Source organism: Sphingobacterium sp. UBA7249 (assembly GCF_002472835.1).
Lineage (GTDB): Bacteria > Bacteroidota > Bacteroidia > Sphingobacteriales > Sphingobacteriaceae > Sphingobacterium > Sphingobacterium prati.
The window spans coordinates 1-16913 of record NZ_DKST01000015.1; the positions used below are offsets into that span (position 1 = coordinate 1).

The window sequence follows — 16913 nt, forward strand, 5'->3', positions numbered from 1 at the left end:
GAATTTAAAACAGTACCTTTTTTTATGAAGTGGTTAGACCGTTCTTAATGTTTGAAATGTCTTACACCAGTAGTTACCATTGCAATGCCTTTTTCATTGGCCATGTCAATGGATAATTGATCTTTGATAGAACCACCCGGCTGTAACACCGCTGCGATACCTGCTTCAGATGCAATCTCAACACAATCCGGGAAAGGGAAGAAGGCATCCGATGCCATTGCACAGCCTTTTAAGTCAAAGCCAAAGGAAACTGCTTTTTCAATTGCTTGCTTTAAGGCATCAACGCGTGATGTCTGTCCAACACCTGAGGCTAACAGGGTGCCATTCTTTGCAAAAACAATCGTATTTGATTTGGTATGTTTTACAATTTTATTGGCAAAGTATAAATCTTCCAATTGTTCAGCAGTAGGTTTTACAGTTGTTACAGCCACCATTTGCTCAGGCGCTTCAATTGTGTTATCCTTATCTTGAAGAATGACACCATTCAATAGAGTTTTGAATTGTTGAGCAGGTAATTTTACATCTTTACGGACTAGAATAATTCTATTTTTCTTGGCCGTAAGGATAGCAATTGCTTCTGCTGAGTAAGAAGGTGCGATTAAGACTTCAAAAAATAATTTATTAATTTCTTCGGCTGTTGCACCATCAACTTCACCATTGGTGATCAAGACTCCTCCAAATGCTGAAACAGGATCACAGGCTAAGGCATCGATCCATGCTTGCTTGATTGTTGATCGAGATGCTACACCACAAGCGTTTGTATGTTTTAGGATAGCAAATGTAGGTTCTTTGAACTCATCGATTAAAGCTACAGCTGCATCCACATCAACAAGGTTGTTGTATGAAAGTTCTTTGCCATTTAACTTGTCGAACATGTTGTCCAAGTCACCAAAGAAAATACCTTTTTGATGCGGGTTTTCACCATATCTCAATACTTGAGCTTTTTGCTCAGATTGTTTAAATACTTCAATTGGGTTTTCTTGGTTGAAATAATTGAAGATTGCGGTATCATAATGAGATGATGTGTTGAAAGCACGTTTTGCAAATTCTTTACGTTGCTCCAAAGAAGTATTACCTTCTTGGTTCGCTAGAATTTCTTCAAGCTCTTTATAATCATTTTTAGAAGAAATGATGACAACATCATTAAAATTTTTCGCTGCTGCACGAATCAATGAGATTCCCCCGATATCAATTTTCTCAATAATATCCTGTTCAGCGGCACCAGAAGCAACTGTTTCTTCAAATGGATACAAATCCACGATAACCAAATCGATCTCTGGTATTTCATATTGAGCAAGTTGCTGTTGGTCTGATTCAAGCGGACGACGTGCTAAAATACCTCCGAACACCTTTGGATGTAAGGTCTTAACACGGCCTCCTAAAATCGAAGGATAACTGGTCAGGTCTTCCACTGGAACGACAGCTATACCTAAATCTTTGATAAATGTTTCTGTCCCACCAGTGGAATAGAATGTAACACCGTATTTGTTTAATAATTCAACTAAAGGAGCTAGGCCGTCTTTATAATAGACTGAGACCAAAGCATTTTTAATCTTTACAGGATGGTTCATTATGATGGATTTGTTTCGTGGCGCAAAGATAAGAATTTAAAGTCTTGATGTCAATTAATCAAGTACTTTTAAATAAAGAGGGTTTACCAATAGATAAGCCTCCTTTGTTTATATTATACTAAATTGAGTCTTGTTTTCAGCTCTTCTGAAATCTGATTGGTAATATCCCAGATGGGTTCAGGTTCGTCTGTATTGTTAAATATCACTTGATCGCAAGTGTCCTGAAATGGTAGCAAATACTCGTTATATGAGGGGAGGACGTGATTGACCCATTTGTACATAACATCGTCTTCAAAGTAACCACGTTCAACTAAATCACGGTGGAGCCTTCTTCGGAGCGCGATATCCTGATCAGCGCTCAGGAAAATTTTATGATTTATAAGCGCATTGACCTCTGTGTAATAAAAAATGAATAGTCCCTCGATGATCAATATCGGAGCTGGCTTTATCTCTAATATCTTGGGGGTGAGCGAAGGGTTATTAAAGGTATATTCCTCTTTATAGATTGTCTCTCCATTAAAAAGAGATTTGATATCCTTATAGAAAGCTTCCCGGTCGATGGATGTCGGAATATCAAAATTATAGAGCTTATTCTCCTCCTGTGTTTTTGTATTGGCAGGAATGTAATAGTCATCTTGGGAGATCAATGTAACCTCATCTGTTTTAAAATGTTTCAAAAAACTATTCAAAAAAAATGTTTTTCCAGAACCACTACTTCCGGCAATCCCTATGACATACGGTTTGTTATTCATTCTTGTTTGCGCTATAAGAGCTATTTTATTTAATTAATTTTCTAAAGGTAATCCGTAGGCAATTTCGACCTGAAAGCGTTTATCCAATGCGCCGATACTTGCTGCAGCAGACTTTGATAACACTACAATGGCATTTTGGTTTTCGGCATTATCATTAAATTTTCCGACAACCTTCGCATAGGTAACGCTTTTTGTCATCGGGTTGGTGATTTTTAAGATCGTTCCCACGGGTGCACTTTTGTGAAGTGCGAGATTGCTTGTTCCTTGGGTAGACAAACCATCAATCCATACGCCAATCCCCCGCTCGGATTTTTCACGTATTCCATAGCGATTTGTTGAAATTTGATTTTCTTCTTTATCGTCATCGTTTGTGGAATCGGGCGTAATAATTTCGATCCCTTTAGGTTCAACCAATTTTGGTCTTTCCGGTGGCAGTGGCTGATTCGGAATCATTAATTTCATTCCACCGCTAATGATGTTGTTTTTTAGGTTATTGGTTTTCTTGATATCTTCAACAGTTATACCAAACCTCTTGGATATGGCATATAACGTCTCTTTTTCGCCAACTATATATTCTGTAAAACCCTGTTGTGGATCTCGTGGATTCAGCTGTGTATTGTTGCCAGAAGGTTTCTTTACAACAGGTTTTCGCCCAGTGGGTACTTTAACAATTTGACCGAGGCTTAATGTGCCATTGCCATTTATTTGTGTGAGCTGTCCTACTGTTGTTTTGTATTTCTTGCTGAGTTGATAATAATTATCTCCTTTTTCTATCTTAAAAAGGACAAATTCTTCGCCATTGATCACTTCGGTACCAACGGAGTCCGGAATCGCATTTAAATGTAAAGAAGCCAAACTTCTAGCTTCGACTTGTTGAAGAGATAGCATTGAAATCGATAAAATGACTATCTTTTTATATGTATTTAATTCGAATAATAGTTTCATATATTTTGCAATTATACTAAATACGAAACAAACTCCCGTTTATTGTCTGTCAAAAGGAATATTTGTTCGTTAACAAGAAAATAGATGTTGAAAAACTTTAAGGACAACTGATCAACTGCAATTATAGAATCAATTAGTCTCTCTTTTGTAGATCGCACTATCCGGATTTGATAGTGATTATCGGTGTTTTTTTCATAGAAAGCCCAAATAAAATGGTCGTCCAATGCGCTAATCCAAATTTCGCCATCGGCGGTGAAATCTGTCAAAAATTGCGGAATTTGACCATTGTAAATTATAGGGTAGACTATTTGGCTGTCAAAAGGTTTAAGTAATTCCTCTTTTTTGTTTTCAATGGACATTGTTTTTAGATCTAAAAACAACTGCATTCCTTGTTCGATCATTTTGGGACGAAGCAGTATTCCTCCATCGACTATTTCAAGAAAAAGATAATTAAACCAAGTTTCTTGTTGATCTGGCTGATAGCAATCTATCAGGTGTACACCTGCATCAATGGGTGAGTTGCTGGAAATCTTTTTTAAGATTAGTTTATGGCATTGAATTCCTGCAAGCACCCACTCTTTGCTTATTGCTTCCAGGTCTTGAATCAGATAATCCCCATCAAAAGTAATGACATTGAAATAGGGGAGTGTGTCTGCTGGATTTCTGGTCTCTACTGCAATCAGTCTATTTTCAGCATCGATTTCGATCCGCCAAATGGGGTATGTTAATAGGATATTGAATGCTTTTAAGATGCGCTGATTCGTCATGTGTTTTAACCAAGAGGACAAATTTACTAAAAGCTTTTAAATTATGGCTGTTGGGATTGTAATAAATGAAAAACGTCCAGGCTAGCTGGACGTTTTTTTCTGAGAAGAATCTCTTAAAATTTAGAACCGATTGTCAACACGACATTGGTCCGTTGATTTTTGATATTGGCTACTGGACTCGTATTGTTCCAGTACTGCTCATCTATAAGATAAGGTCTTTCCTCATACTTGATGGAATTATAGGCTCCGGTCAGATCAATATACATACCGCGACCAAGTTTTGCACCAATACCCAAAGAGGCTGTATAGTTTGTGTAATCCACATCTTTATAAGGATTACCACTGTAATTAAAACCAGCTCTACCACTAAACACGTTGTCAAATAAAACTTCACCACCAATGCGCGCATTCAAGGCGCCTTGATAAGAGTCTTTTATCTTTTGGTTCATTTCCTGTTCTAAGGTTTTATTATATGCGCCCGCATCCTTAAAACGCATCGCAGCATAATCCACCCATTCTACATCTGCGGTAATTAATCCTCTAGAGAATACCTGACTAGCACCTAAGGAAAGTTTATATGGCGTATTCATATTGTACTCGAGGTAGCTATGTCCTGCATCATCGCTGGTGCGATAAGGATCCTTAAATGTTTTGTCTTCGCCCTGTTTAAAATAACGGAATTCCGAATTGCTATAAGACTCGTCTCGGATGCTCATGAATGTCGGAGACTTCGCTGTAAAGCCCATACTAAAGGTCGGTGTGAATTTATAGATTACCCCTAATTTGAAATCCACTCCCGTACCATCCGTCGCTTGTGCATAGTCATCATATAATTCATAGTCCTTGCCTAACATCTCATTCTTTTTGACATTTTTTGGATCTAAAAATTCAGAGCCTGGATTGCGTTTTGCCAAATTTTCGGAGGTCATGGTTCTGCCATATTCAGTAAACCAGCTGGAATTATCATAGGTAAAAGCTGTAAAACCCAAGGCGGCTCCTAAGTATAATTTGTTGCTATAGTTGGCACCAAAGGACAACACTGATTCTGATTTGCTTCCTTTTTCAAGGATGGAATTGACTTGGTTAAAACCATCTTTTCCATTAAAATTATCAAAGTCAGTAATAGGAAAATAGCTCCCTTTATTGCCTGTTTCTTCATCAAATAACAAAGAATTATTATAGACTTCCTGGCCCCAACCATTCATTCCACCCGGCGCAGACAAGCGGTCAGAATAGGCATCCGCTATTGAACTTGTGTTATTAATACCTTTATACTCTAATAAATTGTTATAGACATAATTGCGGTTATAAGCAATACCAACATTAAAATTTAGCCAACCTTTTTCCAGGCTCCCACCATTTCGGTAAGTTGGTAAATGAAAAACTATGCCCGCATTATCGAGGTTGAAATTATTTTTGCTGCTATTTGAATTTTGTCCAAAATAATCTGTTTTATTTTTATTGTTAAGATACCTACCTGTTACAGAGATATCGGATTGATTGAAGTAGCCCAAACCTGCAGGGTTGCCAGTAATTGAACTAATATCACCACCCAATGCGGTAGAGGCATTTCCCATCGCTTTGAAACGAGCCGTACCGCCATTGTCCCCTTGGGAAAACAAAAGTACATCTTTCGTATATTGCGCTTGGGCAGTTCCTGCTGCACCTAATAAAAATGCAGTTCCAAAAAGTAATTTTTTGATTGTCATAAGCTAAAATATCGTCTGAAATAAGCAGTAGCACACAAGATTATGTATGCTACTGTAAGCTGTTTTTTACTAGCGTGTACGTCCACCGCTAGATCTTGAACTTCCGCCGCCACCAGAAAATCCGCCGCTGGATCTTGAACTTCCGCCTCCGGAGAAGCCACCACTTGAGCGTGATGATCCGCTATCATAACTTCTTGTTGGTGGAGTATAAGAAGGTCTCGAAGTTGAACTCGGATTGCTTGAGCGCGTTTCCATCGAACGGTTCATTGGACGGGAAACTTCACCAGAGCTTGATCGAGTTCTCGAAGTGCCATTGGAACTTCGCATACTTGGATATGTTCCATTGGTTCTATCTGAAGTACGTGTTCTGCCTCTATCAATATAACCGCCTCTTGTAGAGATCCCATCTGAAGATCTAGTTCTACCACCAGATCTATCATAGGAGGAGCTTCGTGATATTGAACCGTCGGAAGTTCTTGTTCGTCCGCCAGCAGTCGATCGTGTACTTGCAACCGAGGTGATGCGTCCTCTTGAATCCCGAGCTACACCTGTGCGGTCATAAGAACCCGAAGTTCTGGTACGAGAAGATGAAGTACGTACATTATAGTTATCTCTATAAGATGAACGGGAGGATGCGTAACGAGGTCTTGAATTACCCCAGTAGCCCCCGCCCCAATAACCATTACCATACCAGCCAGATCCCCAGTATCCACCGCCATACCAGCCGCCCCAAGGGTGATAGCCACCATACCAAGGAGATCCCCAGCCAGACCCCCAGCCCCAGCCTAGGCCGATTGACCATGAAGATCCCCAACCCCAACCTAAACCGAAGGAAGGACCATATCCATACATTCCACCAAATCCATAACCATACCATGGATCGAAGAATGGGTCAAAATAGGTCATTCCTGGAGAGGCATAATAGAACCGGTTTATCCGATTTGCATATTCAAGATCTTCGTAGGAATCGTTATTGTAATCCTGATCTGAATATTCGTCATCATAATAACCGCCCTGTGATTGCCCTTCCTGTTGAACCTGGTCCGCATCTGTGTAATAGTAATCCGGACTTTGATAGACTTTCTGTCTAGCTTGTCCATTATTGCCATAGACATCGTCGCCATAGATTTGCCTACTCGTACCGCAGGAACCTAACATAAATGCTCCTGTCATGGCAAGTGCTCCGATAAATAATCTATTTTTTTTCATAATATCCTAAATCGTTATTTTCGATTATACAGCCTTATTTACTATCTTAGACGCAAATTTCTCGACGGGGTTTAATCGAAGTAATCAAAAATACAAATATTTTTTATTGAACGCTTTTTGTATTGAAATACAGACGAGACTTAACGTTATAATGTTACAATAATTTATCAATTTCATATGAGTAAAGGAATTACAAGTCGTGCAGAAGATTATTCGCAATGGTACAATGACCTTGTGATCAAAGCTGATCTGGCTGAAAATTCAGCTGTACGGGGCTGTATGGTGATCAAACCATACGGATACGCTATCTGGGAAAGAATGCAAGCGATCTTAGACAAAAGATTTAAAGAGACAGGCCATAGCAATGCTTACTTCCCTTTATTCATCCCAAAATCATTTTTTTCTAAAGAGGCGGCCCATGTGGAGGGTTTCGCAACCGAATGTGCAGTGGTCACACATTATAGACTAAAAAATGATGGTACAGGTAAAATCGTGGTGGATGAAGATGCAAAATTAGAAGAAGAACTAATTGTACGTCCGACTTCTGAAACCATTATATGGAATACATACCGTGGCTGGATCGAATCGTATCGTGATCTACCGATTTTAGTAAACCAATGGGCGAATGTTGTTCGTTGGGAAATGCGCACACGTCTTTTTCTGCGTACAGCAGAGTTTTTATGGCAGGAAGGACACACAGCACACGCAACTAAGGAAGAAGCAATAGAGGAAACAGAACGTATGCTGGACGTGTATGCTGAATTTGCTGAGAATATTTTGGCTGTACCTGTTATACGCGGTCGTAAAACTGAAAATGAACGTTTTGCTGGTGCCTTAGATACCTATTGTATTGAAGCTTTAATGCAGGATGGAAAGGCTTTACAAGCAGGAACATCGCATTTTCTCGGTCAGAACTTTGCGAAGGCTTTTGATGTGAAGTTTACGTCTAAAGAAGGGAAACTGGAGCATGTATGGGCGACTTCTTGGGGTGTTTCTACGCGCTTAATGGGCGCTTTGATTATGGCCCACTCGGATGATCAAGGATTGGTATTGCCTCCAAAACTGGCGCCAATTCAGGTTGTTATTGTTCCGATTTTCAAAACTGAAGAAGAAAAAGCACAGATTGATGTTTTCGTGGATCAACTAACAAACGAATTAAAGATAAAAAATATCTCCGTGAAATACGACGATCGAGATACTCAACGCCCCGGCTTTAAATTTGCGGAATGGGAACTAAAAGGTGTGCCTGTACGTGTAGCCGTTGGAGCGAGAGATATGCAAAATGGTACCGTTGAATTGGCACGTCGTGATACACAAACAAAGGAAACTGTAGCACAAGAAGGACTGGCGGGAAATATCGAGCAGCTATTGCATGCAATACAGGAGAATATTTACCAAAAAGCGTTGAATTTTAGAGCATCTCATTTTACGGAAGTGAATTCTTATGATGAGTTTAAAGAAGTGCTGGAAGGTAAAGGCGGATTTATCTCCTGTCACTGGGATGGAACAACAGAAACAGAAAAACGAGTGAAAGAGGAAACAAAGGCGACAATCCGTTGTATTCCTTTGGATGTAAAGGAGGAACAGGGTGTTTGTATCTTCACTGGAAAACCTTCCAATAGACGAGTTTTATTTGCGAAAGCTTACTAATCTTTTGATCTTATGCGGATACTCATATTAGGCTGTGGATGGTTAGCGGAATCATTTGCTATGGATATGAAACATCAGGGACATGAGGTCTGGGCAAGTACAACACAATATGAAAAATACCATCGGCTAAAAGCTGACGGTATTTTTTCATTTATTACCAACTTTGATCAATGCAATGTGCCGTCCGAGGTGATTCTTCCAAGCCAATTTGACTTTGTGTTAAACAGCATTCCTGCCAGCAAAAAAAACAGCCTATCGGATTTAGAACTCCGTTTTTCGAATATTTCGAGATTTCTTGAAAATATCCAATGGGCCAAGCAGCTGTTTCTTAGTTCCATTGGGATCTATCCAGACAAGGATGGAGTTTATAGTGAATTGAATGCTGAAGGAATTGAGTTTTCCGAAAAGCTCCTTTTAGCAGAACAGCTAATGTTACAACTGCACGATACTCATGTATATCGACTTGGTGGCTTATTTGGTAAAAATCGCATCTTCGCAAAGTATTTCGCGAATCGTATTTGCACAACAGGTGAACAGCCTGCCAATTTTGTCCACCTCGATGATGCCGTGCGTTTAATTACCTTGGCTACTCTAAAGGATTTCAGTCATCGCATTTATAATGTTGTCGCACCAGTACACCCGCAAAAAAAAGAGGTTATACTGGCGTCTGCACAAAAATATGGCTTCGATTTACCCACCAAATTTGAAAAAGGCGATTCTTTTCAGAAAGTAGTGATCGGAAGCTTACTGCAAAATGAATTGGATTATCAATATATCTGGCCTGATCCTTTGGGTTTTTAAACTTATGAAAACCGCAGGCCTTACGTTCTTGAAATAAAGTTAAATTTACATATTGGTGTAAATAATTAAATAATTTCATTATTTTAACGTCAGTTCTGCTAGAGAGATTTTATAGAATAGTTGTCCACTAAAATTTGGATAGTGAGTGAGGTATATTTTAGGTATACAGCGCTATTCGTATGAATAAATCACTAGTGGATTTAATATTTAGCGCATATATTATAGAGAGCCATGACAAACGTAGAACGACATCAATATATTTTAAAACAACTAAAAGAAGTAGGTATAGTCCAAGTGATTGATCTCTGTGAAGAATTGGGCGTATCTTCTGTCACCATTCGAAAAGATTTGACATTATTGGAGGAGAGTGGTCTGCTTTTTCGGACCCACGGCGGGGCGACACAATATAATCCTTATACAACAGATCGGACCGTGTTTGAAAAAGAGAAACTTCGGTCTGATGATAAAAGTAGAATCGGAAAAAAGGCTGCTGAAATGATCGAAGAAAATGATTCAATTATTATTGCTTCAGGCACAACCATGCAATCATTGGCGAGGCAAATTACACCGAAGGGAAATATTACAGTTGTCACATCAGCGTTAAATGTTGCTATGGAGTTAATTAAGTATCCATCAGTGGAAATAATGCAAATGGGCGGTACATTACGGAAAACCTCCACTTCAGTGACGGGTAAGTATGCGGAAAATTTACTGCATGATTTTTATTGCAGTAAGCTATTTTTGGGGGTAGATGGTATTGATCTGGACTATGGGGTATCAACATCCAGCGCGCAAGAGGCCCAGTTAAACCGTATCATGATTGACACTGCTCAAAAGGTCGTAGTACTTGCCGATTCCTCTAAATTTGGTAGACGTAGCTTTGGTCGAATTTGTGGTTTCGATAAAATTGATATATTGATTACCGACGATAAAGTCAGCGCCGGATTTGTTGAATCGCTCGAGAAATATGGTGTACAAGTTATTGTTGTGTAGCTTTTAGTTGATAGCAATAAATGATTTCAATGAGGTTAGACGCTTCGAACAATCGAAAAATAAAGTTCTTATTTTTTATATAGCAGATTGACCATGTTAAGTGTTTACTTGTATTAATTAAGCTATAAAAGAAATGCTTCATTGCATATAAATGAAGCATTTCCTGTATATTTAATTTTATCTTTAGCTGCGCGCCGGTTCTTGCTGACTCAAGCAATGAAAACTACCCAGTCCCCAAATAATGTCTACTGAATTAATCCCTATTACTTTTCGCGACGGAAAGCAGCCTTGGATAATATCTAATGCTTTTTGGTCATTGGCATCCTTGAAAATTGGTACAACGACAACATCGTTTGCTATATAGAAGTTGGCGTATGATGCTGGCAGTCTGGTATCTTCATAGATTACCGGTGCAGGCATGGGAAGTTCGACAATATTAAGCGGTTCACCATTTAATAATTTGAAAGAACGGAGTGTTTCCAAATTCTCTTGAAGGATCGCATAATTTTCATCTTCAGGGTTTTCTTCGACAACAGTTAAAACTGTATTTTCATTTACAAAACGTGTAATGTCATCAATATGGCCGTCTGTGTCATCTCCGATGATCCCGTCCCCTAACCACAGTACCTGGTCTTGCCCATAGAATTCTTTGAGATAAGTCTCAATTTGTTCTTTTGTGAAATCAGGGTTTCGGTTTTCATTGAGCAAACATGCTGTTGTTGTCATAACGGTTCCAGCGCCGTTAAATTCGACAGAACCGCCTTCCATCACGATATTAGGCGTGAATAGAGGGAGATCGAACTCCTCTGCTATACGTGTAGGGACAACGTCATCGAGATCAAAGGGGGGGTATTTGCCGCCCCAGGCATTGTAGCCCCAATCAACAATGGCTTTTGTATCTGAATGTTGATTGATAAGGAAGGCAGGACCATGATCTCTACACCAAGCATCATTAGTTGGATTGAAATAAAATTCAATATTGCTAAAATCAACTGTTACTTTTTTCAATTCTGTGATCGCAAACACCTTCATGGCTTCGTTAGCTACATTAATTCTTACTTTTTGCCCAGCAGCAACAGTTTTAATGAATTCGCAATAAGGCGCGTATATGGTTTCAATTTTTCCGGGCCAAGATTCCTCTTTATGCGGCCAGCTCAACCACATAGCTTCTTGTTTTGCCCATTCAGGGGGGAATGTGAAACCTTGTTTTTTGGGAGAATTGTCAAAATATGCCTGAGTGAAAGTACTTTCTTGTTCCATGCTTTAAAATGTAAAAAGCCATTTTAATCTGTTCTTCTTTTCATGAATCACAAATTAAAATGGCCAATATGATTTACTATTAGTCTTCGTCAATAAAACGTTTGGTGATTGGGGAATACGTGTCGATTCTACGGTCACGTAGAAAAGGCCAGTGTTTTCTGAAATAGTCAGATTCACTTAGATCCAATTCGATGACTTCAATTTCTTCCTTGTCATGGGAGGCCAAGTACAATAACTTGCCTTGTCCATTTGTTACAAAGCTGCCGCCCCAGAATTTCATGGCACCATCTTGTTCATATCCGACTCGGTTAACGGATACCACAGGTACACCGTTTGCGACAGCATGAGAACGTTGAATGGTTTGCCATGCATTGTATTGATCTTTATTGGTTTCTTCATCCTGATCTGTAGCCCAGCCAATTGCTGTTGGGTAGAATAGGATTTCTGCGCCCATCAATGCTGTAATTCTGGATGCCTCAGGGTACCATTGGTCCCAACAGATCAATATACCGATTCGACCAAATCTTGTTTTAAATACTTTATAACCTAGATCGCCAGGGGTGAAATAGAATTTCTCATAAAATGCCGGATCATCAGGGATATGCATTTTACGGTATTTGCCTAAATAGGATCCGTCAGCGTCCAACACGGCCGTCGTATTATGATAAAGGCCTTCAGTTCTTTTTTCAAATAATGAAGCGATAATAACGACTCCTGCTTCTTTCGCAACAGCGGATAGGGCGTCTGTAGACGGGCCGGGGATAGATTCAGCCAGGGCGAAATTGTCATAATCTTCGACATCGCAGAAATATAAAGAAGTAAAGAGTTCTTGCAGACACACAATTTGCGCACCTTTTGCAGCGGCTTCTTTTACTTTAGCGATTGCTTTTTCGAGATTCTCTTGTTTGTTTGCGGTACAGCTCATCTGTACAACTCCAACTTTTACTTTGCTCATTCCTTAATGCTTATTTAATTCAGGCACAAAGATACTATTCTTAATTTAGATTTGATTATTGGGTAAAACAAAAAGAGCTCTTAGAGCTCTTTTCGTAATCTTGCGACGGGTATATTTAATGCCTCTCGGTATTTTGCAACCGTTCGGCGGGCGATGTTATAGCCTTTTTCCTTAAGAATTTCGGTTAATTTTTCATCAGCCAGTGGTTTGCGCTTGTTTTCTTTGGCGATACATTCTTCCAATATTTTCTTAACTTCCTTATTGGAAACCTCCTCTCCAGAGTCTGTTTGAATGGCTTCAGAGAAAAACGATTTTAATAGAAATGTTCCAAATTCAGTCTGTACATATTTCGAATTCGCTACACGGGAGACGGTAGAGATGTCCATGTCTATTTTGTCTGCGATATCTTTTAAGATCATGGGTTTCAGTTTACGGTCATCACCGGTAAGAAAGTAATCGTACTGATATTCCATGATTGCATTCATGGTTTTGAGGAGCGTTTGTTGACGCTGCTTGATGGCGTCGATGAACCACTTTGCCGAATCGAGTTTCTGTTTGACAAACTGTACCGCTTCTTTCATTTTTTTATCTTTTTGATCAGACTTTTCGTAATGTTCAAACATGTGTTGATAGTCCCGGCTTATACGAAGTTCTGGTGCATTGCGTCCGTTTAGGGTTAAATGAAGAATGCCATCGTTGTTGCTAATATGAAAATCGGGAATGATATGAAGCTGTTTGCCTGCCACTGCTCCTGAATCACCTGGTTTGGGATTGAGCTTTAGAATTTCATTCACCACATTTTTTAAATCTTCAGGAGAAACCCCTAGGGATTTTTCAAGCTTATCGTAATGCTTTTTTGTGAATTCATCTAAATAATGGGCAACCACTTTAATGGCGAGTTTGATCGTTGGGTTGTTTGCATCTTTCTTTTGTAACTGAATCAAAAGACACTCTTGTAAATCTCTGGCCCCAATCCCTGCTGGCTCGAAGTCCTGGATTATTTTTAACATTTCCACTACTTCCTGCTCGTCAGTCATCACATTCTGACCAAAAGCTAGATCGTCTACCAAATTTATGATCGGACGTCGTAGGTAACCGTCGTCATCAAGGCTTCCGATAATTTGCTGGCCGATTAGAAAATGCTTATCATCTAAGGCAAGGAGGTCTAATTGTTGTTGCAGCTGCTCGTAGAAGGAATGTTGAATGGCAACAGGCATTTCTTTTCGTTCATCGTCGTCGTCACCATAATCGTATCCATTTCCATAGTCTTTATAATCATCCTCCTGTATATAGTCCTCTAAGCTGAAGTCATCTGAATCAAAGCTCTCTTCATTGTCAAAATTGTCATCCGGATCTTTATCGGGGTACTCTTCGATTGGATCGGTCATATTAGTCAAGCTACCATCTTCTAATGCAGGGTTTTCCTCTAATTCTTCTTTTATTCTGGCATCTAATGAAACTGTTGGTACCTGCAACAACTTAATAAATTGAATTTGTTGTGGAGACAGTTTTTGTAATAGCTTTTGTTGTAATGTCTGTTTTAACATGCTAATCGTTGACTAGTTTACATCTAAATTTAAACAAATATCATTATTATTTTAAAATAAAATAGATATTAAATCAAAAGTAGGTATAATATTTGTGGAAGCATCGGCTAACTTATTGATCTAAACAAAGTCCTCCTTCAATTTTTTTGCATTTTAATTTTGCAAATCGAGTATGACGGTATTGTTACTGGCCGTTTTTCACGAAAGAGTTTGTTCAAATTAAAGGCTTATTTTTTATTGTTAAAAAATGTAAATAGTTGATTAGGGAGATGTATTTAGTTGTATATTTAGCCCCTGAAACACATATAGGCGCATATTGAGTGAGGGTAAAACCTTTTGCTGATTCAATATGTTGATTATAAGATAAATTTCCATTTATGTTTAGACGTATAAAGAATCGGATTCTTCGTTATCTCATTATTGCAATATATTTTGTTGTTGTTTTGGTTTGTGCCATACAACTCAATTTTTTGTGGCTTTTTGGTTATTCTCCCACTAAAAAAGATATTATTATGCCTAGTGTCAATATTTCGACAGAGTTGTATACTGCCGATAGCGTACTGATAGGACGGTATTTTGATGAGGATAGAAATCCTGTTCCTTTTGACAGTATTCCTAAAACTGTTATCAACGCGCTTATTGCGACGGAGGATGTACGTTTCTATCAGCATAATGGTGTTGATTTTCTTGGACTCGGTTCAGGTATAGTCTCTACCTTAAAAGGGGATAAGCGTGGAGCAAGTACGATTACGCAGCAATTGGCAAAGAATCTTTACCGTACTCGTTATAATAAGGCAGGAGGATTATTGACACGTTTGCCTGTTGCCGGATTGGTCATTACGAAATTTAAAGAGTGGATGACTGCTTATAAACTAGAGCAGCGATATAGTAAAAGTCAGATTTTAGAAATGTATCTCAATACGGTTTCTTTTAGTAATAATGCATATGGTATAGAAACCGCTGCGAAGCGTTATTTTTCAAAAGGAGCTAATCAGCTGAACCAAAATGAAGCTGCTGTTTTGATCGGTATGTTGAAAGGAACAACCTTATATAATCCGATAAGAAATCCTGAGAAGGCATTTGATCGTAAAAATACGGTATTGAGTCAAATGCATAAGAGTGGCTTTCTAAAAAAAGAAGAATATAATGCATTGATTAAAGAAAAGATCGTTTTGAATGCCAATAATCGAGATGTGAACGCTGGAGGGGATTCATATCTGCGAGCCGCTGTTGCTAAATGGTTAGAAAAATGGTCGGAGGAGAATAATTACGATATCTACACCGATGGTTTAAAAATTTACACAACCATCAATTCTAAATTACAGAAGCATGCAGAAGAGGCTGTTGCAAAGCAGATGGCTGAGTTGCAGCAACGTTTAAATAATACATGGGCCGGTCAAGAACCTTGGCGGGATCTTTCTGGAAAAGTACTTCCGAACTTTCTGGAGAATTTGGCTAAGAAAACTCCTTATTATGCATTTTTGAGTAAGAAATATGCTAATAGTCCAGACAGCATCAATTATTTTCTGAATAAGAAGAAAAAAATGGAGGTCTATAATTGGAAGGACAATGGTAAAATCGAGAAGGAGATGTCTACGATGGATTCTTTGAAATATTATGCAATGATGTTGAATGCAGGAATGATGTCGATGGATCCTTACTCGGGCGAAATTAAAGCTTGGGTAGGTGGTATAGATCACCAGTATTTCAAATATGATCATGTGATGCAGGCGAAACGACAAGCAGGGTCTACATTTAAACCTTTTGTTTATTTAGCAGCCCTAGAATCGGGCATGGCACCTTGTGATAAGATTACGGATAAGCCTGTTACAATTAAGATTGATAAGGGGGATTCCATTGAAGTGTGGGAACCGAAAAACGCAGATTGGAATTTTTCATACCGTGAGATGTCGTTGCGTCATGCAATGGCTCGGTCTATTAACTCAGTGACTGTTCAGTTGACTGATAAGGTCACGCCAGCAAAAGTTGTGGATGCCGCACAGCGTTGTGGTATTACGAGTAGGCTTAATCCGGTAGCATCGGTTGGGTTGGGACCTAATGATGTATCGGTCTTTGAGATGGTCAACGGTTACTCTACGATGATGAACCATGGTGAGCGGGTTACTCCGGTACTGGTTTCTAAAATTGAAGACCATGATGGGAATGTTATTGCTACTTTTCAGGCAGAACGTAAGCAAGTGGTTGATAAACAGGATGCTTGGTTGATGACTTATATGTTGCGGGGTGGGATGGAAGAGCCGAGAGGTACCTCGCAGGGATTATGGGAGTGGGACCTTTTTGATAATGAAAATCAAATTGGCGGTAAGACTGGTACTTCGTCGGAATATGTTGATGGCTGGTATATGGGAGTAACAAAGGATTTGGTCACTGGAATCTGGGTGGGATGTGATGAAAGAAGTATACATTTCAAAAATTCACACACAGGAGAAGGCTCACGTACAGCCCTACCTATATTTGGCGTGTTTTTGGAGTCTGTTTATAAAGATAGACAATTGGGGTACACGCAGGGTAAATTTCCCGAACCTACCGTTGAAATTACAAAAGCCTACAAATGTGAAACCCCGCGTTATAGTGATCCTGAACCAGAACAGAGCGATTCGACAAGTGTTGAGGAGCAAATAGATGAAGATTTTATTGGACCTGAGGAAGAATCGACAGAGGGAAATGCGGAACGCAACCAAAATGAAGGCGGTGTCAGCGAAAATTTGGGTACATCGGAGAATCTGTAGTTTG

General features: G+C 39.2%; 13 protein-coding genes. 4 read left to right on the forward strand and 9 right to left on the reverse strand.

Annotated elements, in window-relative coordinates; all coding sequences use genetic code 11:
- Positions 1 to 44: 44 nt before the first annotated feature.
- From purH to B4A24_RS10685, 6 genes are all read right to left on the reverse strand, one after another.
- A complete protein-coding gene (purH, locus tag B4A24_RS10660) occupies positions 45 to 1571 on the reverse strand; it encodes a bifunctional phosphoribosylaminoimidazolecarboxamide formyltransferase/IMP cyclohydrolase (RefSeq protein ID WP_293944793.1) in 1527 nt (508 codons plus the stop codon).
- Positions 1572 to 1684: 113 nt separating this feature from the next.
- Entirely contained in the window at positions 1685 to 2323 is a 639-nt protein-coding gene (locus B4A24_RS10665) for a uridine kinase family protein (protein ID WP_293944795.1), read from the reverse strand.
- A 33-nt stretch (positions 2324 to 2356) separates the two neighbouring features.
- A complete protein-coding gene (locus B4A24_RS10670; RefSeq protein ID WP_293944797.1) occupies positions 2357 to 3268 on the reverse strand; it encodes a LysM peptidoglycan-binding domain-containing protein in 912 nt (303 codons plus the stop codon).
- A gap of 11 nt (positions 3269 to 3279) precedes the next feature.
- Positions 3280 to 4035, reverse strand: a complete 756-nt coding sequence (locus B4A24_RS10675) for a hypothetical protein (RefSeq protein WP_293944799.1) — start codon at positions 4033 to 4035, stop codon at positions 3280 to 3282.
- Positions 4036 to 4148: 113 nt separating this feature from the next.
- Entirely contained in the window at positions 4149 to 5744 is a 1596-nt protein-coding gene (locus B4A24_RS10680; protein ID WP_293944801.1) for a hypothetical protein, read from the reverse strand.
- A gap of 69 nt (positions 5745 to 5813) precedes the next feature.
- Positions 5814 to 6953, reverse strand: coding sequence for a hypothetical protein (locus tag B4A24_RS10685; protein ID WP_293944803.1), 1140 nt, complete (start codon positions 6951 to 6953; stop codon positions 5814 to 5816).
- A 177-nt stretch (positions 6954 to 7130) separates the two neighbouring features.
- Here B4A24_RS10685 and proS point away from each other — a divergent pair, with 177 nt between their 5' ends.
- The 3 genes from proS (at position 7131) to agaR (ending at position 10397) form a co-directional block, all read left to right on the forward strand.
- Positions 7131 to 8603, forward strand: coding sequence for a proline--tRNA ligase (gene proS / locus B4A24_RS10690; RefSeq protein WP_293944804.1), 1473 nt, complete (start codon positions 7131 to 7133; stop codon positions 8601 to 8603).
- A 12-nt stretch (positions 8604 to 8615) separates the two neighbouring features.
- The gene (locus tag B4A24_RS10695) at positions 8616 to 9404 is read left to right on the forward strand and encodes a GDP-L-fucose synthase (protein ID WP_293944805.1); all 789 of its coding nucleotides are present in this window, start codon (positions 8616 to 8618) and stop codon (positions 9402 to 9404) included.
- Positions 9405 to 9635: 231 nt separating this feature from the next.
- Complete coding sequence (gene agaR / locus B4A24_RS10700) at positions 9636 to 10397, forward strand: transcriptional repressor AgaR (RefSeq protein WP_293944806.1); 762 nt, start codon at positions 9636 to 9638, stop codon at positions 10395 to 10397.
- 183 nt (positions 10398 to 10580) lie between these two features.
- Here the strand turns inward: agaR and B4A24_RS10705 are convergent, their stop codons facing one another.
- From B4A24_RS10705 to rpoN, 3 genes are all read right to left on the reverse strand, one after another.
- Positions 10581 to 11657: an agmatine deiminase family protein gene (locus B4A24_RS10705; protein WP_293944808.1), complete on the reverse strand. Its 1077-nt coding sequence runs from the start codon at positions 11655 to 11657 to the stop codon at positions 10581 to 10583.
- Positions 11658 to 11736: 79 nt separating this feature from the next.
- Entirely contained in the window at positions 11737 to 12612 is an 876-nt protein-coding gene (locus tag B4A24_RS10710; protein WP_293944810.1) for a carbon-nitrogen hydrolase, read from the reverse strand.
- An 80-nt stretch (positions 12613 to 12692) separates the two neighbouring features.
- A complete protein-coding gene (gene rpoN, locus B4A24_RS10715; protein ID WP_293944812.1) occupies positions 12693 to 14159 on the reverse strand; it encodes an RNA polymerase factor sigma-54 in 1467 nt (488 codons plus the stop codon).
- A 377-nt stretch (positions 14160 to 14536) separates the two neighbouring features.
- Here rpoN and B4A24_RS10720 point away from each other — a divergent pair, with 377 nt between their 5' ends.
- Complete coding sequence (locus B4A24_RS10720) at positions 14537 to 16909, forward strand: penicillin-binding protein 1A (RefSeq protein WP_293944813.1); 2373 nt, start codon at positions 14537 to 14539, stop codon at positions 16907 to 16909.
- Positions 16910 to 16913 lie beyond the last annotated feature (4 nt).